We start from the raw sequence: 19,566 nt of genomic DNA, 5'->3' as shown, positions 1-19,566 counted from the left end.
TCCCGCGGGAGCCCTCTTTATTTATCCGTCAGCCGAATCGTCAGATGATGACGGTAGAGAAGCTGTGCTCTTCATCCGGCGCGACGGTCACGCCTGCCTCGTTGGCGATGGCCGCTTCGACGCACAGCATGGTGCGATAGCCGTCATCACTCATGTCGGCCATGGCACTCGCCCCTTCCAGCCAGGGAGTCCAGACCACCACGCTGTCGTGGTTGCCGCTGACCACCCGGGTCTGACGCTCGCCATCCTGAATGCTGACCTGGGCGTCTGGCTGCCAGTAGACCCTATCCAGCGGCCCGTTCAGGGTCAGGGCGCCCTGCTGCTGGCCATTCTGGCCGGTCAGCTTGTCGGCATAAGGCTCGCCAAGGCCGCTGACGCTCACTGCCTCCGGCGCGCTTATCTGCAGGTAGGTGTGCAGGGCTCCGCCGTAGACAAGGGGCTCTTTACCGGTATTGCGGGTAGTCAGTACCAGAGCCAGCTCCTTGCCCACCAGTACGTCCAGTTCCAGTTCGAAAGCATGAGGCCAGAGCTGACGAGTGGCCTCGTTGTCACGCAAAGACAGATGGACGAGCGTACCGTCGCCGTGATCGGAGACGCCGTCCAGCGTCCACAGGCTGGTGCGGGCAAAGCCGTGGGAGGGCTTGCCGCTGCCGACGCGGGCCGGCGCCGGGCCAAACCAGGGCCAGCAGAGAGGAATGCCGCCGCGAATGGGCTTGCTGCCATCCAGCACAGCCTTGTCGCTGAGCCAGATGGAGGCGGGTTCATCATGGCGCTGATAGCTCAGTACGTGGGCGCCAAACAGGCTGATTTCTGCCTTGGCGTAGCCGTTGTCGATGGTCAGCAGCGGCTGGCCTGCCGGGTGGTGGCTGAGGGTACAGTGGGCAGTCAGAGTGCGTGTCGGTTGCATGAGGACTCCTGTGCTCGCGCACATTCAGAAGAGAAGGGTGGAATAATCCCGGTCCAGAATACAAAAAGGCGGCCCATGGCCGCCTTTTTCAAGCTACTTGATTGCTTATCCCAAATTACTTGGAGATGTGAGCGATCAGGTCCAGAACCTTGCTGGAGTAGCCCATTTCGTTGTCGTACCAGGATACAACTTTAACGAACTTGTCGGTCAGCTGGATACCAGCCTTGGCGTCGAATACGGAGGTCTGACGCTCGCCCAGGAAGTCGGTGGAAACCACTTCGTCTTCGGTGTAGCCCAGCACGCCCTTCATGGCGCCTTCGGAAGCAGCTTTCATCGCTTCGCAGATTTCTGCGTAGGTGGCAGCTTTCTTCAGGTTGACGGTCAGGTCAACTACGGATACGTCCGGAGTCGGAACACGGAAAGCCATACCGGTCAGCAGGCCTTTCAGTTCCGGGATAACGACGCCAACAGCCTTGGCAGCACCGGTAGAGGACGGGATGATGTTCTGAGCCGCACCGCGGCCACCGCGCCAGTCTTTGGCAGACGGACCATCAACGGTCTTCTGGGTAGCAGTGGTAGCGTGAACGGTGGTCATCAGACCGGATTCGATACCGAAGGTGTCGTTCAGTACTTTGGCGATCGGAGCCAGGCAGTTGGTGGTGCAGGAAGCGTTGGAAACGATGTCCTGGCCAGCGTAGGTAGCGTGGTTAACGCCCATTACGAACATCGGGGTAGCGTCTTTGGACGGACCGGTCAGTACAACTTTCTTGGCGCCGGCAGCGATGTGCTTGCGAGCGGTCTCGTCGGTCAGGAACAGACCGGTAGCTTCGGCAACAACGTCAACACCGATGGCATCCCATTTCAGGTTGGCCGGGTCACGTTCAGCGGTAACACGTACGGTTTTGCCGTTGACAACCAGGTTGCCGTCTTTGACTTCAACGGTGCCCTTGAAGCGGCCGTGAGTGGAGTCGTACTTCAGCATGTAAGCCATGTAGTCAACGTCGATCAGATCGTTGATACCAACAACTTCGATGTCGTTGCGCTCGCAAGCCAGACGGAAGACGAAGCGACCGATGCGGCCAAAACCGTTAATACCTACTTTGATAGTCATAATTGGTTACCTAACTGTTCAGTAGTCAAAGAAAATTCCGCTTGTAAATTTACTAGAACTCCCCCGCGAGTCAACCAACAATCTGTCTGAAATTGCGCTATATCATGAAAAACTGTGAAATTTATTTTCTGTTTATGTAACTGACTACCAGCTTTTGGCGAAATAACTATCGATTGAACCGGCGTGGCAGTTATCAACAATAGTGCCTACTCGGTCACACAACCAGCCAGATAGATGTGTAAAAATGTGCGCGGTTTAGCATGGCCCATAGAGCCACTGTTCAAGTACCACCCATAAAAATTAATCAAAATAGTATAGATAGAATCCACAGCGGGAATTCTCAAACTATGACCACCCTGATTGAACAGCTGGCTGCCGCTAAAGGTATCGCCAGCGAGTATGTTGATGCCTGGGGCCACCCGGCTCAGGTATCCGAAGAGAGCAAGGCCGCCATGCTGGGCGCCATGGGTTACCGCGTCGACGACGAGGCCGCCCTGACCGAGCAGCTTGAGCAGGAGCACCGCCAGCACTGGCTGCGTGCGCTGGATCCCGTGATGGTGGTCCGCAGCGGCGAGCCTATTACCCTCGAAGTCCGTCTGCCCATCGAATTCGTCAACGATGCCCTCACCTGGCAGCTCAAGCTGGAGCAGGGCGGCCTGTTGTCCGGTCAGTTCACCCCCATCGACGGTGAGCTGGTCGGCGTGGCCGAATTCGAAGAGATGGAGTGCCAGGCCTATCGCGTGGCCCTGGATGTGCAGCCCGAGCTGGGTTATCACGATCTGATCCTGCTGGAGGAGGGCAACGACGAGCCGCTTGCCAGCATGCGCCTCATCGTCGCGCCCAAGGCCTGCTACAAGCAGCCTCCCATCGCCAATGGCCGCAAGGTGTGGGGCCCGAGCGTGCAGCTCTACTGCCTGCGCAGCCGCCACAACTGGGGCATCGGCGATTTCAGCGATCTGGGTCAGCTGGTCGAGAAGATGGCCGCCTGGGGCGCCCACTTCGTCGGCCTCAACCCGATCCATGCCCTCTATCCGGCCAACCCGGAGAGCGCTAGCCCTTACAGCCCCTCGTCCCGACGCTGGCTCAACGTGGCCTATATCGATGTGGAAGCGGTGCCCGAATTCCAAGGGAACGCAGGTCTCAAGGCGGAAGTGGCAAGCCCCGCTTTCCAGCAGCATCTGAGCGAGCTGCGTGCCAAGGGTAACGTGGATTACACCGGCGTCATCGAGACCAAGCTCGGCATGCTGCGCCAGGTGTTCGATCAGGCGAGCTTGAGTGCCGAGCGTCAGGCCGCCTTCGATGGGTTCGTTGCCGCCGGCGGCGACAGCCTGCAGCAACAGGCCGCCTTCGATGCCCTGCAAGCCCACTTCTATGCCAAGGGCGAGAATGCCTGGGGCTGGCCGGTGTGGCCGGAGCCGTTCCGCGACTACCACAATCCTGAAGTGGCGGCCTGGATGGCCGAGCACCGCCAGGACGTGAATTTCTACCTCTATCTGCAGTTCCTGGCCGACGAGCAGCTGGCCCGGGCCGACGCCCGTGCCAAGGCGGCGGGCATGGTGATGGGGATCTACCGCGATCTGGCGGTGGGTGTCTCCGAAGGTTCCACCGAGATCTGGGCTAACCGGGATCTCTACTGCCCGAAAGCCTCGGTCGGTGCGCCGCCCGATATCCTGGGCCCGCTCGGTCAGAACTGGGGTCTGCCCCCCATGAACCCGAACCAGCTGTTCGAGGCGGCCTACCAGCCCATGGTGGATCTGTTCCGTGCCAACATGCGCTCCTGCGGCGCGCTGCGTATCGACCACGTGATGGCCTTGTTGCGCCTGTGGTGGGTGCCGCCCGGAGAGTCGGCCGCCAAAGGCGCCTACATCTATTACCCGGTCAACGATCTGCTCGGCATCCTGGCCCTCGAGTCCCACCGCAACCAGTGTCTGCTGATCGGCGAGGATCTCGGTACCGTGCCGGAGGGGATCGACGTGACCCTTAAAGAGAACGGCGTCCACTCCTACAAGGTGTTCTTCTTCGAACGTTCCAAGGCCGATGGCGGCTTCATCTCCCCGGCTCACTATGCCGAGCAGGCGATGTCGGCGCTGACTACCCACGACATGCCGACCCTCAAGGGCTTCTGGCATTGTGACGATCTGGCGCTGGGGCGCGAGCTGGGGTTGTATCCAGATGAAGACGTACTCAAGACCCTGTATGCTGATCGCCACCAGGCCAAGCAGCGCATTCTCGACAGCCTGCACGGCCACGGGGTGATCTCCGGCAACATCAGCCACGACGTGAACTGGGTTGGCATGAACACCGAGCTCAACCACGGTCTGCAACTGCACATGTCCCGCGGCAGCTGCGCCCTGTTCAGCACCCAGCTGGAGGATTGGCTGGAGATGGACAAGCCGGTCAACGTGCCTGGCACCAGTTACGAGTACCCGAACTGGCGCCGCAAGCTCTCCACCGATCTGGAGGATATTTTTGCCAATGAGGCGCTCAAGGCGCTGGCAGGCAAGATGAGCCAGGCCCGTGACGAGGCCAGTCGTTGAGCCACTGCCGACAAAACGTGACTCACTTACATCCGCTTCGGCCCAGGCCGGAGCGGATGCTCAGCTATGAAAGGAAATCTCGATGCTCGTTGAACGTTTGGTTGCAGCCCGCTGTTCCGATCCCTTCTCCCACTTAGGCCTGCAGGCCAATCCGGATGGGCCCGGCCTCAAGCTGACCGTCTGGTTACCCGATGCCCAGGCCGTACGGGTCAGGGATCTCAAGTCGGGCAAGATTGTTGCCACCCTGGCGCCCACCGATGATTCGGGCCTCTTTGAAACTGTTTTCACCCGCCGTAAAAATCCCTTCCCCTACCAGTTGCTTGCCGACTACCCAGATGCCACCGTCGAGGTCATCGACCCCTATCAGTTCCAGGATGCGGGCTGGGCCGGGTTGGCGGAGCTCACCTACCAGCCGGAAAACCTCTATCACACGCTCGGTGCCCAGCTGCGCACCGTGGAGCATCTGGACCAGCAAGTGGAGGGGGTGCGCTTTGCGGTCTATGCGCCGAGCGCCACCGCGGTGAGCCTGATCGGCGATTTCAACTTCTGGGATGGCCGTCGCCACCCGATGCAGCGCAGCCAGTGCGGTCACTGGGTGCTGTTCGTGCCGGGCCTCAAGGCGGGGGATCGCTACAAGTTCGAACTGAAAGACCCCATGGGCAACCGGCTGCCGCACAAGAGCGACCCGGTGGGTTTCTACTGCGAGCAGTACCCCTCGTTCGCCTCCGTGGTCTATGACCACGACCAGTACCAGTGGCAGGATGCCGCCTGGCGCGAGAGCCAGCTCAACGACAAGCGGGAGCAGCCGCTCTCCATCTACGAGCTGCACGTCGGCTCCTGGAAGCGCCACCCCAACGGTGACAGCCTGAGCTGGCGCGAGCTGGCGGTGGAGCTGGTCGATTACGTCAAAGAGATGGAGTACACCCACATCGAGTTGCTGCCGGTCTCCGAGCATCCGTTCAGTGGCTCCTGGGGCTACCAGCCGGTGGGCATGTTCTCCCCCACCAGCCGCTACGGCACGGCTGATGATTTCAAATACTTCGTGGATCAGTGCCACCAGGCCGGGATCGGCGTGATTCTGGATTGGGTGCCCGCCCACTTCCCGTCCGATGCCCACGGGCTGGCTCGCTTCGACGGCACCCCGCTGTACGAGTACGAGGATCCGCGCCGCGGCTGGCATCCGGACTGGAACTCCTACATCTATGACTTCGGTCGCAATACGGTGCGCCAGTTCCTGGTGGCCAGCGCCCTGTTCTGGCTCGACAAGTTCCACGTCGACGGCCTGCGGGTGGATGCGGTGGCCTCCATGCTCTATCTGGACTATTCCCGCAACGAGGGGGAGTGGGTACCCAACGTCGATGGCGGCAACCACAACTACGAGGCGATCAGCCTGCTCAAGTGGACCAACGAGGAGGTGTACGGCAAGTACCCCCACGCCATGACCATCGCCGAGGAGTCCACCGCCTTTGCCGGGGTCTCCCGTCCCACCTTCCTGGGCGGTCTGGGTTTTGGCTTCAAGTGGAATATGGGCTGGATGCACGACACCCTCACCTACATGCAGAAAGAGCCCATTCACCGTCGTTACCACCACAACGACATGACCTTCTCCATGGTGTACCACTATGACGAGAACTTCATTTTGTCGCTCTCTCACGATGAGGTGGTGCATGGCAAGCACTCCATGCTCTACAAGATGCCGGGGGACGAGTGGCAGCAGGCGGCCAACCTGCGCGCCTACATGGGCTTCATGTATGCTCATCCCGGCAAGAAGCTCAACTTCATGGGCACCGAGATCGCCCAGAGCAACGAGTGGAATCACGATGCTCAGCTGCCCTGGCACCTGCTGCAGTATCCCAAGCATGGCGGCCAGCAGCGGTTGATCCACGACCTCAACCACCTCTACCGTCATGAAGCTGCCTTGTATCAGGCGGACTATGAGCAGGCCGGCTTCCGCTGGCTGGATCACAACGACGCCGACAACAGCATCTTCGCCTGGCTGCGGGCCGACAAGCAGGGCGCCAACCCGCTGGTGGTGGCCTGCAACTTCACCCCGGTGCCGCGTATCGGCTACCGTCTCGGGGTGCCTGCGGCTGGTCACTACCGGGTGGTGCTCAACACCGACAGCGAGCATTACTGGGGCAGCAACTATGATGTGGGTCTGGTGTTCGTCGCCGAGCCGACCCCCTGGCAGGGGATGGCGCACAGCATAGTGCTGGACTTGCCGCCGCTCGCGACCTTGTTCATCAAACAGGAGCCTTGATGTTTGCAATGGAAAAGGGGCAGGACTACCCGCTGGGAGTGCTGCTCGACAAGACGGGTTGTCACTTCTGCGTCTGGGCGCCGCAATCGGACAAGGTGGAGCTCTGCCTGTTCGACGAGCAGGAGCGGGAGCTGGTCCGTCTCGAGCTGCCCGGCCGACGCGGCCAGTATCGCTTCGGCTATGTGCGCGGGGTTCGGGCCGGCCAGCATTACGGCTACCGGGTGCACGGCATCTCCCAGGAGGGGATGCTGTTCGACCCGGACAAGCTGCTGATCGACCCCTATGCCAAGGCACTCAGTCGCCCCACCTATTGGGACGATGCCCTCTATCAGGGGGACAGCGCGGCCATGGTGGCCAAGTCGGTGGTGGTGGATGATGCCTTCGACTGGCAGGGGGTGGGCAAGCCCGCCATCGAGCCGGCGCGCACCGTCATCTACGAGGCCCACGTCAAGGGCCTCACCCGCCAGCATCAGGGGGTGCCGAGCGAGCTGCGCGGCACCTATCTGGGGATCAGTCACCCGCTCATCATCGAACATCTCAAGTCCCTCGGCGTTAGCGCGGTGCAGCTGATGCCGGTGGCGGCCTTCATGTCCGAGCCCAGGCTCGAGCAGCTGGGGCTCACCAACTACTGGGGTTACAACCCCATCGCCTTCTTCGCCCCTGAGCCGCGCTATGCGGCGCAGGAGGCGGTGACCGAGTTCAAGACCATGGTGCGCGAGCTGCACAGGGCCGGGCTCGAGGTGATCCTGGACGTGGTCTACAACCACACCGCAGAGGCGGGCTTCGACGGTCCAGTGCTCTCCTTCAAGGGTTTTGACAACGCCGGTTACTACGCCTTCGAGGCGGGGGCCCACGGCCCCGATTACACTCGCCACGCCAACGTCACCGGCTGTGGCAACAGCGTCAATCTGGATCACCCCAACAGCCTGCGGCTGGTGCTCGACGCCCTGCGTTACTGGGTCACCGAGATGCAGGTGGACGGCTTTCGCTTCGATCTGGCGGTCACCCTGGCGCGCGAGGCGGGCGAGTTCGACCCCATGGGCGCCTTCTTCAAGGCCATGATGGCGGATCCCGTGCTGGCGCGGGTCAAGCTCATCGCCGAACCCTGGGATATCGGCCCCTTCGGCTATCGGCTCGGCCAGTTCCCGAGCCAGTGGCTGGAGATCAACGACCGCTACCGCGACACGGTGCGCGCCTTCTGGCGCGGCGATGCGGGCAAGATGGGGGACTTTGCCACCCGGCTGGTGGGTTCAAGGGATCTGTTCCCGAAGAACTGGCGCTCCCCCCATACCAGCGTCAACTACCTCTGCTATCACGATGGCTTCACCCTGGAGGATCTGGTCTCTTACAACCAGCGCCACAACCAGGCCAACGGCGAGGACAACCGGGACGGCCACGGCAACAACCTCTCCTGCAACCACGGCGTCGAGGGGCCGACGCTCGACCCCAGGGTGAACAACCTGCGCCAGCAGCAGAAGCGCAACCTGATCGCCACCCTGCTGCTGTCACAAGGGACCCCGCACTTCCTCGCCGGCGACGAGATGGGCCGCAGCCAGCTCGGCAACAACAACGCCTACTGCCAGGACAACCAGATCAGCTGGGTCAACTGGCAGTGGCGACCGGAGGACGAGCGGCTGCTCGCCTTCACCCAGCAGATGATGGCGCTGCGAGCGGAGTCCACCGTCTTCTCCAACCTGCAGCTGAGCGACGACAGCTGGAATGGCGCCCCCAGCAGCTGCCACCAGGTCAACTGGTATCACCCGGATGGCCATCAGCTCACCGATCAGGACTGGCACGCCCCCATGGGGCAGGCGTTTGCCATGGATATCGGCATGATCGGTTGCGGCGGGGAGCGCTGGTTCGTGCTGTTCAACGCCAGCGACTACGACATCCAGTTTCGCCTGCCGCCGCCAGGGGATGGCATGGAGTGGATCCAGACCATCGACACCGCCACCAATGACGGCTTGCCGTTCCTGCCCGACGACATCAAGCGGCAGGTGGCGGTGGGCCGGGCCCACTCCCTCAAGCTGCTGGAGCGGGTGGCCCTGAGTGCGGTGGCGTTGGCGGAGGAAGAGGCGCTGGCCACTGCGGATGTTGCCGCCGTGTTGCCAACGGGATCACAGTTCCCGCTGGCGGGGTAGAGTGCGGCGCCCTGACTGGGTATGCTGGGCACCGTTATCAGTGGTGAGGAGTCGGAATGAGCAGTAACAACCCCGAACAGTGGCGCGACAAGCTGAGCGCCGAGCAGTTTCACGTCTGCTGGGAGAAGGGCACGGAGCGTCCCTACAGCGGCGCCCTGCTCCACAACCGCAAGAGTGGTGACTACCTGTGCGTCTGCTGCAAGAGCGTGCTATTTCACTCGGATGCCAAGTTTGATTCTGGCTGCGGCTGGCCCTCGTTCGATCGGGCCATCGACGGGACCGTGACCTACACAGAGGACAACAGCCACGGCATGAAACGGGTGGAGATCACCTGCAGCCAGTGCGGCTCCCACCTCGGTCACGTCTTCCCGGACGGGCCGACCGAGACTGGCCAGCGCTACTGCATCAACAGCCTGAGCCTGGATTTCGAGCCCGAGCCCTGAGCCTGGCGATCGACATGCATGCAAAAACGGCCCCCTGCCTTGGCAGGGGGCCGTTTCTTTGTGGCCGCTGCCTGGGTCGCTCAGGCCAGCAGCAGGGCGGCCCCCATCAACAGGGTCGCCAGCGCCAGAATGGGGAGCCTGAGTGCCCGCAGCAGGTAGAGGCCGACGGCGGCCAGCGCCAGATCGGTGGGGGCCAGTACGGCGCTCTGCCAGACCGGCTGATAGAGTGCCGCCAGCAGCAGACCCACCACGGCGGCGTTGATGCCGGCCACGGCGCCGGCGAGGCGAGGGCGGGCCAACCAGCTCTGCCAGCAGGGGCCCATGGCCCACAGCAGCAGAAAACCGGGCAGAAACAGCGCCAGGGTCGCCAGCAGAGCACCGCCCAACGGGGTGGCCGGCAGCAACTGGGCGCCGAGATAGGTCGCCAGGGTGAACATGGGGCCGGGCACCAGCTGGGCCAGGCTGTAGCCGGTCAGGAGTTGCTGCTGGCTGAGACTGTGCCCCGCGCTCTCCGCCAGCAGGGGCAGCACCACGTGGCCGCCGCCAAACACCAGGCTGCCGGCCCGGTAGAAGTCGGCGACCAGCTGGCCGACGGGGCCCCCCAGCAGCGGCAGGCCGACAAACAGCAGGGCGAACAGCAGCAGGGTGGGCCAGTGGGGTCGGCTCACTGCGCCGGCAGACGACAAGGGAGTGCCGCTGTGGTCTGCCTGGCGGGCACAGAGCAGGGCGGCGCCCGCCAGCATGACGAGCTGGGTGAGCAGGTCGGGTTGCCACCAGAGGGCGGCCGCGGTGGCGACCATGATCCCCTGGCTCTGCGTTGTCTTGCAGAACTGGCGGCTCATGGTGAGCACCGCATCGGCGACCACCACCAGCGCCAGCAGCTTGAGGCCGTGCAGGGCGGCATCGAGCCAGACGTTGTTGCCGAGCTGGCCCAGACCGATGGCGGCGGCCAGCAACAACAGGAAGGAGGGGAGGGTGAAGCCGGCAAAGGCGGCCAGCGCTCCGCCAAGCCCTGCCCGCTGGCGGCCGATGGCAAAGCCGAGCTGGCTCGAAGCAGGCCCCGGCAGCAGTTGGCAGAGGGCCAGCAACTGGGCGAATTCGGCCTGGGTCAGCCAGCCCAGCCGCTCGACAAAGGTACGCTGGAAGTAGCCGATATGGGCGGCCGGCCCACCAAAGCTGATGCAGCCCAACCACAGAAATTGCATGAATACCTGTCCCACCTCGTCGCTCTCCTCGCACATCCCATCAGACGGTGGAGATGATATGACAGTGCGATGACTTTTTGATGACAAATCAGGGGGCTGCTGGCAGGTAGCCGCGCCTTGTCAGCCAGCAGGCGATGGCTTATGGGGCCGGCTGGCTCGGGGTCGGCAGGTAGCAACGGCCAGCAAGCCAGCAGGCGATAGCTTATGGGGCCGGCTAGCTCGAGGTTGGCAGGTAGCAACGATTCGCCAACCAGCAGGCGATGGTTTATGGGGCCGGCTGGCTCGAGGTCGGCAGGTAGCAACGATTTGCCAGCCAGCAGGCGATGGACTGGCGGCTGGCATCGAAGTGGGGCTCCGGCAGAGCGCGCGGGTCGCACCAGATCCAGCCTTCGCACTTCTCAGGCTCCAGCAGCTGGGGTTCTCCCTCTACCTCGGCCAGCAGGGTGACCGAGACATAGTGCAGGCCGCTCTCGCGCCAGGTCTCCAGGTTGTTGGTGACGGCGATGACGCTGGGGTTGCTGATCCGAAAACCGGTCTCCTCGGCCACTTCCCGGATCGCTGCCGATTCGAACGTCTCTCCCAGCTCCAGATGGCCGCCGGCGATGGACCAGTAGGGGGCGTGGCTCCCCTTGCGCTTGCCAAGCAGCACCTGGCCCTGGCGGTTGGTGAGGATCACGCCGACACCGACGCGGGGATAGGGAGTTGACATAAGAAGGGCTCCTTGCAGGGATGACGCGGGACAAGCAGGGAGCCCATGAGCGGCTCCTTGCACAAACGGCGGATTGCACCATAAAAAACGGGCCCACCTTAGGTCGGATGGGCCCGTCATGCAAGCAGTCTGCGGCGTCAGGCGCCAGAGCTGCGGATCACCCCAGCTTGACCAGCATCTTGCCGGTGTTGCGCCCTTCGAACAGCCCGATGAAGGCCTGCGGCATGCTGGCGAGCCCCTGATAGACAGTCTCTTCGGCCTGCAGGGTGCCGGCGTCGAAGGCCGGGGTCACCTCGGCCAGAAACTCGCCGTAGTGCTGCCAGTGATCGAACACGATCAGCCCCTGCATGGTGAGGCGCTTGCGGATCACCTGGGAGAGGTTGCGCGGCCCGCTCGCCTCGCTCTGGCCGTTGTACTGCTCGATGAGCCCGCACATCACGATGCGGCCGTGCACCACCATGTGATTGAAGGCGGCGTCCAGCATGGCACCCCCCACGTTCTCGAAGTAGACATGGATCCCGTCCGGCGCCAGCCGGGCCAGCTCGGCATCGAGATCCGGGGTCTCACGGTAGTTGATCACCTCGTCGGCCCCCAGGCTCTTGAGGTAGGCCACCTTGTCGGCAGATCCGGTGGAGCCGATGACGCGGGCCCCCGCCCGTTTGGCAAGCTGCACCACCATGGAGCCGACGGCGCCGGAGGCGGCCGACACCAGCACGGTTTCACCGGCCTGCAGTTTGGCGATGCGGTTGAGCCCGGTCCAGGCGGTCATGCCCGGCATGCCGAGGGCGCCGAGAAAGCGCTGGGGCGGCAGGCGGGTGTCGGGCAGTCTGGTCAGCTGAGCGCCGTTGGCGACGAAGCGATCGCGCCAGCCCAGCATACTGCTCACCCGGTCGCCCACCGCGAAATCCGGGTGACGCGAGGCTTCCACCACGCCGATGGCGCCGCCATCGAGGGGGCCATTGAGGGGGAAGGGGGGCACATAGCTCTTGGCCTCGCTCATGCGACCACGCATGTAGGGATCCACCGACAGCCACTGGTTGGCGACCTGTACCTCGCCCTCCTGCAAGGGGGGCAGCGGCACCTCGACCAGGGAGAAATCGGCGGCGGCGGGCAGGCCGACCGGGCGGCGCAGCAGTTGGATTTGATGGCTGGTGGCATTCATGGCGGTTCTCCCGTTGGATCTGGTGCAAGCCTCGCCGGAGACGGGCCGGGCCTTGTGTGTCGGCGGCGCTGGATGATTTTGTTTGTGTGCAAACTAAAATCAGGTTAATCCTGAAACGGAGGGCTGACAACTGTTTTGTGTGCAAATTATTCGACCCCCGATTTTCCTGGGGTATACTGGCCCCAGTCGTCAGCGAGGTGCCCCATGAGTGAATTGAAAAAGCAGGTCTGTTTTGCCCTCTACAGCGCCTCCAATGCCGTGATGCGGGCCTACCGGCCGCTGCTGGACAAGCTGGATCTCACCTACACCCAGTATCTGGTGATGCTGTCGCTGTGGGCGCGGGACGAGGTGAGCCTCAAGGAGATAGGTCAGGAGACCGGGCTGGATGCGGGTACCCTGACCCCCATCGTCAAGCGGCTGGAGAGCAAGGGCTGGCTGACCCGCACCGTCTCCCGCGAGGATGAGCGGCAAAAATGCATTCGTTTGACCGAGGCGGGCCGCCAGTTGCAGCAGGAGGTGCAGGGCTGCTGTCTGGCAGACAGCTTGCGCAATCAGGTGGATCTGGCCGATGCTGAACTGGCCCAGCTCAAGCAGCTCTGCGATCGCATCTCGGCCCAGCTGGGGCGTTGAGTTCGACCGACCATCCGTCTGAGGAGCCCTCCATGAGAATCTTGTTGCCCCTGTTTGCCCTGTTGCTGGGTGCCTGCAGCACCAGTTCCCACTCCCCGTCGATGGCCATCGACGATGCCGATGCCTGGCAGGCGATCTGCAAGGACGGCACCCGGGTGCGGGCCGTGGTGGAGGAGGGGATCTGCGCGGATCATCGCGGTGTTGCCATGTGGACGAATAAGCCAAGGGCCGCACGGATGGCAGAGGAAGCCGCCAAATAGTGTGATCCAGACGCCATAAAATGACACGACCGGCCGATTGGCCGGTTTTTTTCGCGATCCCACCGGCACTTTGCCACCTTGTTCATGGTGCGCTCAGTTTTCTCTTCCCATACTGGCCCTACAGTTCCAAAAGAGGAGAGACGAGATGCAATCATCGTTGGTTGGGCTCTCCATTCTGTGGGGGCTGGCCAGTTTTGGTGTTCAGGGGGATTTCATCGAGAGCCGTGATTCCGTTGCGCCATCCTGGCAAGCCGAGTCCAGAGTGGAGATGGAAGGTTATCTGATCGAGTCGCTGGGGGAGGACCGCTGGCTGTTCGACAACGGCAGCGAGAGTCTGCTGGTCTCCCTGCCCCAGGGGCAGTGGGTGCCGACCGGCGAGCGGCTGCGGGTCAGCGGTGAGCCGCAGCAGGAGCAGGCCGGCTGGCTCCTGCAGGTGCAGGACGTGAGCCAGGTGGCGGTCTGAGTACCAGCCTGCTCCAGCAGTTTGAACATGTAAAAAGAGGAGACCCTTGGGCCTCCTCTTTTTGATCTCGCGCTGATCTGGGCGGCCGACGCTCAACCCAGGTGGTTGAGCGGCAGCGCCGTCTTGTGCTTGATCCGGCGCAGCACGAAGCTGGATCGCACCCCGGTCACCCCCGGGATGTGGGTCAGCTTGTCCAGCAGGAAGTGCTGATAGTGCTCCATGTCCCGCACCACCACCTTGAGCTGGTAGTCGGCGTCGTTGCCGGTGATGAGGTCGCACTCCAGCACCTCCGGCAGTTCGCTGATGGCCCGATCGAAATTCTCGAACCGCTCCGGGGTATGCCGGTCCATGGAGATATGAATGTAGGCGGTGAGGGTCAGCCCCAGCTGGCGGGCGTTGAGCAGGGTGACGTGGGTGTCGATGAGGCCGGCATCTTCCAACGCCTTGACCCGGCGGGAGCAGGGGGAGGGGGAGAGCCCGACCAGCTCGGCCAGCTCCAGGTTGCTGATGCGGCCATTCTCCTGCATCAACTCCAGAATATGCCTGTCAATGCGATCAAGTTTCAGCATTCTCCGTTCCTCGTTGCAATTACTAATTCACTTTTCCTAGATTAAGGGTGAACTATTGCAAAAACAACTGAAAATACATGCTACTTCGCAACCACTCACCGGGCCGGCAGGGGTACCATGGTTACATCTTCCGGTGGCAAGACAGAAACCCAACCCGGTCTCTGTGGTGAAGGACCTTACCGGGTCAAGAGCCCCATCAGCCGTCTCACCTTATCGGGCAACGACGGGCTGGAACGAGAGCATCCCCTCCCCGAAGGCAACAAAGCAGGCATCCCGGCGCCTGCTTTGTTGTTTTTGTGCGCGGCGTTCAGCCCTGCTGCGGCTTGATGCGATAGAGGCAGCGGTGATCCCCCTCCAGCAGATACTGTTCCCGCTCCACCTCGGCCGGCGCCAGTAACCGGCGAAACAGCGCCAGCTCGCTGCGACAAAAGCCCCGGCAGGCGCTCGCCACCGCGCAGATGGGGCAGTGACTCTCCCACAGCAGCCAGCTGCCATCCTCCTCCTGACGCAAGTCAGCCATATAGCCTTCCCGGCAGCGCAGCTCCTTGAGCCTGGCCAGCCGGTCGGCCAGCGCCGGCTGGTTCAGCTCGGCCTGATAGCGGGCCAGCTGCTGCTGTTCCCGCTGGTCGATCAGCCGCTCCATGCCCACCGCGCCAAACAGCTGCTGGATGTTGTCGATAAGCTGCAGGGTCAGCTCGCTGTGGCTGTCGGGGAAGCGCTGCCAGGCCTGCTCGGTGAGGTGCCACAGCCGCACCGGTCGACCGCGCCCGCGGGCCTCGTCGTTGAAACTCACCCAGCCGTCGGCCTCCATCGTCATCAGGTGCTGGCGGGCGCCCATGGAGGTCATCTGCAGCTGCTCTCCAAGCTCGGCGGCACTCTGGGGGCCTTTGGTCTTCAACAGGTGCAGTATCTTGTCGGTGCTGGCATTCATGGGGCGGCTCTCGTGATCGGCTGGCACGCCAGAGGGGTGGCGCTCAGGTACCCATTATGGGGAGAGGGATTTCTTTAATCAACAATTCGCTTTACTTAATCCCGTTCACTGGCCAACATAAATAAACCAATAACTTTATTTAATGGGGCTAAGATGGAGAGGATCAAGGGACAGGCCAGCTTGTGGGTATTGGTGATGACGGTGACGCTGGCGGTGGCGGGCTTCAGCCTGCCATCCCCGGTGCTGGCGCCGCTGTTGCTGGATCCGGCCCAGGGCATGTTGACGCCTGAAGCGTCGGACTGGAGCCGCAAGGTGTGGCTGGGGGTCATCATGGGGCTCTATCCGTTGTTCCAGCTGGTGGGTTCCCCCTGGCTGGGCCGTCTCTCCGATCGCCATGGCCGCAAGCCGGTGCTGACCCTCTGTCTGGTGGGGGTGCTGGTGGGCTATGCCCTGATGGCGCTGGGGATCGCCTGGCGTTCCTTGCCACTGCTGTTGCTGAGCCGGGTGGTGGAGGGCTTCTTCAACGGCGACATCGCCATCGTGCAGGCCATGGCGGCCGACATGAGCACCGCCAAGACCAAGGCACGCAGCTTCGCCTGGATCAACATCGGCATGAACCTGGGCTGGGTGGTGGGCCCCATGATCGGCGGTTATGCCGCCGTGGTGTCCGGCGATTACAGCCTGGCGGCCTGGCTGGCGGTGGCCATGACCCTGGTCAACCTGCTGCTGGTGCTCTGGCTGCTGCCCAATCGGCCGGCAGCGGCCCGCAGTGAGCAGCCGGCACCGGCCCTCTCTTCCCGTCAACTGTTGCTGCAGCCGGTGCTGCTGCCCTACTTCGTGCTGACCCTGCTCAGCTACGGGGCGGTGCAGCTCTATTTCACCTACTTCAACGTCTGGCTGGTGGAGCGGCTGGCCTGGGATCCGGTGCAGCTGGCGCAGGCCGCCGTGCTGGTGAGCGTGCCCATGATCGCGGGATCCTGGCTGGGCTCCCGTCTGGCTCGTCATTGGCGCGGCAGCTCCCTCGGGATCGTCGGTCATCTGGTGATGGCGGCTGGCATGTTGCTCTTCATCCTGCCCAGCCACTGGTGGGGGCTGGCGCTCACCTTTATCCCGGTCGGCATCGGCATGAGCCTGGGGGAGCTGGCCACTTCGGTGGCCGTCTCCAACCGCAGCCACGCCGAGCAACAGGGGCAGGCGATGGGGCTCTATCGCGGACTGGCGGTGGGCAGCGAGATCCTGGCGGTGGCGGTCGGCAGTCTGGTGCTGCTGGCGGGCACCGAGTGGCCCTTCTATCTGGCGGCGCTGTGTGGTCTGCTCTGCGCAGCCGGCTTCTATGGCCTGCGCCGGGCGGCGGATCGGCGGCAGCGGTTCGACGCCCAGGTGGAAGCCGGCTGACGGGATCACAGAACGAGACGGAGGGGGCTGCCGGCGCTTGCATCGTGGCGCCGACTCTGGGACGGTATGGCTCTTTGCTTCGCTTGCCCGATCGCCTGGTGCTCCCCGTTATGCTCCGCCTTGGGCGGTGGTATTAATCGTTATTTGAACGCGGGTTGGTATAGCGTCGCATTCGTTTCGACATTTTGGAGGTGATATGAGTCGTTTTCAGGCCATTGCACTGGATATGGATGGCACTCTGCTGACCCGGGATCACAAGATCTCGTCCGCCACCCGGGCCGCACTGGCCCAGGCCCGCGCCCACGGCATCAAGGTGCTGCTGGTGACCGGGCGCCACTTCATGACGGCTCGCCCCTTCCATCACGAGCTGGCCCTCGACACCCCCATCATCTGCAGCAACGGCGCCTACCTCTATGATCCGGTGCAGGAGAGGATCCTGAGCGGTGATCCGCTGGCGGTATCCCCCCTCGGCCGGCTGCTGGCCGAGGTGCAGGCGCACCAGATGGGTGCCCTGTTCCACCTAGACGAGGGGATCGGCTACCTCGGCTGCGAGGAGCATGTGACCCGAATGCGCCACTGGTCGGCGGCCCAGCCGGCTCATCTCAAGATCTCCCTGCTGCCGGCGGAGGATCTGGCGAGCTGGCTCAGCCGGCCGGTCTGGAAGCTGGAGCTGTTCAACCAGGATCCCGCCCTGCTCCATCACTTCATGGCGGAGGTGGTCACACAGCTGCCCTTCACCTGCGACTGGGCGGCGCCCTATGCTGTGGAGCTGGTGCAGCCCGGCTGCAGCAAGGGCAATCGGCTGGCCCAGTGGGCGGCGAGCGAAGGGATCGCGATGGAGAACGTGGTGGCGTTTGGCGACAACAACAACGACATCAGCATGTTCGAACAGGTGGGGCTGGCGGTGGCCATGGGCAACGCGGCATCACAGATCCAGGCGCTGGCGGATCGGGTCACCGCCGATCACAACGAGGACGGCATCGCGCTGGCGCTGCAGCGCTGGGTTCTGCCCGCCTAGGGGGCAGAAACAGAGAGTGGCAGAAGCAAAAAGGGGCCATGTCGGCCCCTTTTATGTTTGTCAGTTCCCGAAGGTGAACTGGATCACCCGATCCGGGAAGCGGATCCGGTTGTAGTCTCGGCGCAGCCCCTCGTAATGGCGGATGGCGCGCTCGCGCTGGGCGCGGTAGTAGTCGCGCTGCTTGCTGTCGTTCTCGTTGCGGATCTGGCGCTCCAGCGTCTCGATGTCGCGCTCGGTCCGCTCCATCTCGCTCTTGAGATCGCTCAGCTGCTTCTCCACCAGGTACTCCTTGCGGCCGCGATCGTACTGGGTCAGGAAGCTGGCATCGTTGGGGCAGACCCCCAGGTACTCGGCGCCGGACTTGCCCTTGCTGTAGGCGAGCTCGGGAATGCAGTAGAGCTCCAGCCCCTTGGCATAGCCCCGTTTCCACTCCGCCTCATCCACCTTGAGGCCGTATTCGCCGCAGGTCGAGACGTAGTCGCGGGTGGCGCTCGGGGTCTTGCCCTGCTCGCCATCCTGATAACCCAGGTTGTACCAGCTCATGGTGCGGCACTCTTCTTCCGACAGCGAGCTGCAACCGGCGAGCAGGAAGGGCAGGGTCAGCAACAGGATCTTGGGGGACATGGACGACGGGCTCCGAGAGAGATGATGGGGGGCATTCTAGAGAGGATGCCGGGGCAGGACAAGGAATGAAAAGCGGCGTCGGCCGACACCGTTTTTTGAGCGGTTTGTCACTATTTGCGCAGGCTGGCGACGTGGCGGCCCGCGCCCTTTCCTTGTCGCCGGTCACGGGGTAAACTGCGCCATCTTTTAACTGGCGCGTAACAAAAACAATGAAAGTCCTGACCGTCGATTACCGCTCGCCCGATGCGGCGCAGCGCTTCACCGAATCCCTGCGGACCACCGGTTTCGGGGTGCTGACCAATCACCCCATCCCGAAAGAGCTGGTGCAGTCCATCTATGACAACTGGTATCGCTTCTTCATGAGCGAGCAGAAGCAGGATTTCCTGTTCAATCGCGAGACTCAGGACGGTTACTTCCCGCCGTCGGTGTCCGAAGTGGCCAAGGGCCACAGCCAGAAGGACATCAAGGAGTACTTCCACATCTACCCCTGGGGCCAGATGCCTGCCGAGCTGAAAGAGCAGGCGATGGAGTACTACCGCCTCGCCAACGACCTGGCAGCCGAGCTGCTGGGCTGGGTCGAGCAGTACACCCCGAGCGACATCGCCGCCCACTACAGCTGCCCGCTCTCCTCCATGATTGAAGAGAGCCAGAAGACCCTGCTGCGGGTGCTGCACTACCCGCCGTTCGACGGCACCGAAGAGCCGGGCGCCATCCGCGCCGCCGCCCACGAAGACATCAACCTGCTGACCATATTGCCCGCCGCCAACGAACCTGGCCTGCAGGTGAAGGGGTCCGACGGCGAGTGGATGGACGTGCCGTGCGATTTCGGCACTCTCATCATCAACATCGGCGACATGCTGCAGGAGGCCTCCCGCGGCTACTACCCCTCCACCACCCACCGCGTCATCAACCCGACCGGCGGCAGCGCCGCCAAGTCCCGCATCTCCCTGCCGCTGTTCCTCCATCCGCGGCCGGACGTGGTGCTCTCCGAGCGTCATACCGCCCACAGCTACCTGATGGAACGGCTGCGGGAGCTGGGGGTGATCTAGTCCCCGAACCGGGCTCACCACAGTGCCAAACCGGAGCAAAATTGCTCCGGTTTTTATTTGTTGGCAGGATTGCGCGTAAAATAGAATTTAATTGGGTAATGATGCCAATAACTCGCGTTTTATCCAGATAAGCGGCGTTGTGATTGCGCAGC

Annotated in this window: 18 protein-coding genes; 10 read left to right on the top strand and 8 right to left on the bottom strand. The window is 63.0% G+C overall.

The genetic code is table 11. The features are described 5' to 3' along the window. Window positions 1–40: 40 nt before the first annotated feature. Both I6L33_RS00635 and gap read right to left on the bottom strand, forming a co-directional pair. On the bottom strand, window positions 41–907 hold the full coding sequence (locus I6L33_RS00635; protein WP_216973400.1) for a D-hexose-6-phosphate mutarotase: 867 nt from the start codon (window positions 905–907) through the stop codon (window positions 41–43). 115 nt (window positions 908–1,022) lie between these two features. Beyond that, window positions 1,023–2,018 (bottom strand): type I glyceraldehyde-3-phosphate dehydrogenase, encoded by a 996-nt coding sequence (gene gap, locus I6L33_RS00630; protein ID WP_005304894.1) that lies wholly within the window; start codon window positions 2,016–2,018, stop codon window positions 1,023–1,025. Window positions 2,019–2,365: 347 nt separating this feature from the next. Between gap and malQ the strand changes: the two genes are divergently transcribed. The 4 genes from malQ (at window position 2,366) to msrB (ending at window position 9,399) form a co-directional block, all read left to right on the top strand. Beyond that, window positions 2,366–4,555 carry a 4-alpha-glucanotransferase gene (gene malQ / locus I6L33_RS00625; RefSeq protein WP_216973399.1) on the top strand — a complete coding sequence of 730 codons (2,190 nt, stop codon included), beginning with the start codon at window positions 2,366–2,368 and terminating at the stop codon, window positions 4,553–4,555. Window positions 4,556–4,637: 82 nt separating this feature from the next. After that, a complete protein-coding gene (glgB, locus tag I6L33_RS00620; RefSeq protein WP_216973398.1) occupies window positions 4,638–6,815 on the top strand; it encodes a 1,4-alpha-glucan branching protein GlgB in 2,178 nt (725 codons plus the stop codon). Next, window positions 6,815–8,956, top strand: coding sequence for a glycogen debranching protein GlgX (gene glgX / locus I6L33_RS00615; RefSeq protein ID WP_216973397.1), 2,142 nt, complete (start codon window positions 6,815–6,817; stop codon window positions 8,954–8,956). The genes glgB and glgX overlap by 1 nt, the downstream gene beginning before the upstream one ends. A gap of 56 nt (window positions 8,957–9,012) precedes the next feature. Beyond that, window positions 9,013–9,399: a peptide-methionine (R)-S-oxide reductase MsrB gene (gene msrB / locus I6L33_RS00610; protein WP_054543476.1), complete on the top strand. Its 387-nt coding sequence runs from the start codon at window positions 9,013–9,015 to the stop codon at window positions 9,397–9,399. 80 nt (window positions 9,400–9,479) lie between these two features. On the opposite strand, the gene chrA is transcribed toward msrB, so the two are convergent. From chrA to I6L33_RS00595, 3 genes are all read right to left on the bottom strand, one after another. Continuing rightward, window positions 9,480–10,640, bottom strand: a complete 1,161-nt coding sequence (gene chrA, locus I6L33_RS00605) for a chromate efflux transporter (RefSeq protein WP_216973396.1) — start codon at window positions 10,638–10,640, stop codon at window positions 9,480–9,482. A gap of 229 nt (window positions 10,641–10,869) precedes the next feature. After that, window positions 10,870–11,313: an NUDIX hydrolase gene (locus tag I6L33_RS00600; RefSeq protein ID WP_216973395.1), complete on the bottom strand. Its 444-nt coding sequence runs from the start codon at window positions 11,311–11,313 to the stop codon at window positions 10,870–10,872. A gap of 157 nt (window positions 11,314–11,470) precedes the next feature. Next, window positions 11,471–12,475, bottom strand: coding sequence for an NADP-dependent oxidoreductase (locus I6L33_RS00595; RefSeq protein WP_042051379.1), 1,005 nt, complete (start codon window positions 12,473–12,475; stop codon window positions 11,471–11,473). Between the two features lie 204 nt (window positions 12,476–12,679). Here I6L33_RS00595 and I6L33_RS00590 point away from each other — a divergent pair, with 204 nt between their 5' ends. The 3 genes from I6L33_RS00590 (at window position 12,680) to I6L33_RS00580 (ending at window position 13,828) form a co-directional block, all read left to right on the top strand. Beyond that, window positions 12,680–13,105 carry a MarR family winged helix-turn-helix transcriptional regulator gene (locus I6L33_RS00590; RefSeq protein WP_005304877.1) on the top strand — a complete coding sequence of 142 codons (426 nt, stop codon included), beginning with the start codon at window positions 12,680–12,682 and terminating at the stop codon, window positions 13,103–13,105. Between the two features lie 32 nt (window positions 13,106–13,137). Beyond that, on the top strand, window positions 13,138–13,365 hold the full coding sequence (locus I6L33_RS00585; protein WP_005304875.1) for a hypothetical protein: 228 nt from the start codon (window positions 13,138–13,140) through the stop codon (window positions 13,363–13,365). A gap of 145 nt (window positions 13,366–13,510) precedes the next feature. Continuing rightward, on the top strand, window positions 13,511–13,828 hold the full coding sequence (locus I6L33_RS00580) for a hypothetical protein (RefSeq protein WP_005304873.1): 318 nt from the start codon (window positions 13,511–13,513) through the stop codon (window positions 13,826–13,828). A 92-nt stretch (window positions 13,829–13,920) separates the two neighbouring features. Here the strand turns inward: I6L33_RS00580 and I6L33_RS00575 are convergent, their stop codons facing one another. Together I6L33_RS00575 and I6L33_RS00570 are read right to left on the bottom strand one after the other, a co-directional pair. Continuing rightward, entirely contained in the window at window positions 13,921–14,397 is a 477-nt protein-coding gene (locus I6L33_RS00575) for an Lrp/AsnC family transcriptional regulator (protein WP_005304871.1), read from the bottom strand. 307 nt (window positions 14,398–14,704) lie between these two features. Further along, on the bottom strand, window positions 14,705–15,328 hold the full coding sequence (locus tag I6L33_RS00570; protein WP_216973394.1) for a metalloregulator ArsR/SmtB family transcription factor: 624 nt from the start codon (window positions 15,326–15,328) through the stop codon (window positions 14,705–14,707). Window positions 15,329–15,481: 153 nt separating this feature from the next. On the opposite strand from I6L33_RS00570, the gene I6L33_RS00565 reads away from it, so the two are divergent. Next, window positions 15,482–16,723, top strand: a complete 1,242-nt coding sequence (locus tag I6L33_RS00565) for an MFS transporter (RefSeq protein WP_043171906.1) — start codon at window positions 15,482–15,484, stop codon at window positions 16,721–16,723. A 196-nt stretch (window positions 16,724–16,919) separates the two neighbouring features. Further along, the gene (locus tag I6L33_RS00560) at window positions 16,920–17,741 is read left to right on the top strand and encodes a Cof-type HAD-IIB family hydrolase (RefSeq protein WP_216973393.1); all 822 of its coding nucleotides are present in this window, start codon (window positions 16,920–16,922) and stop codon (window positions 17,739–17,741) included. A gap of 60 nt (window positions 17,742–17,801) precedes the next feature. Here I6L33_RS00560 and I6L33_RS00555 read toward each other — a convergent pair whose 3' ends face one another. Next, window positions 17,802–18,365, bottom strand: a complete 564-nt coding sequence (locus tag I6L33_RS00555) for a DUF2799 domain-containing protein (protein WP_010636208.1) — start codon at window positions 18,363–18,365, stop codon at window positions 17,802–17,804. A 209-nt stretch (window positions 18,366–18,574) separates the two neighbouring features. Here I6L33_RS00555 and I6L33_RS00550 point away from each other — a divergent pair, with 209 nt between their 5' ends. Beyond that, window positions 18,575–19,414, top strand: coding sequence for an isopenicillin N synthase family oxygenase (locus I6L33_RS00550; protein ID WP_010636209.1), 840 nt, complete (start codon window positions 18,575–18,577; stop codon window positions 19,412–19,414). The last annotated feature ends 152 nt before the right edge of the window (window positions 19,415–19,566 follow it).

The sequence above is a fragment of the Aeromonas sp. FDAARGOS 1403 genome (genome assembly GCF_019047325.1).
GTDB lineage: Bacteria > Pseudomonadota > Gammaproteobacteria > Enterobacterales > Aeromonadaceae > Aeromonas > Aeromonas dhakensis.
The sequence above is the reverse complement of the archived record's forward strand: the minus strand, read 5'-3'. Positions and strand labels throughout refer to the sequence as shown.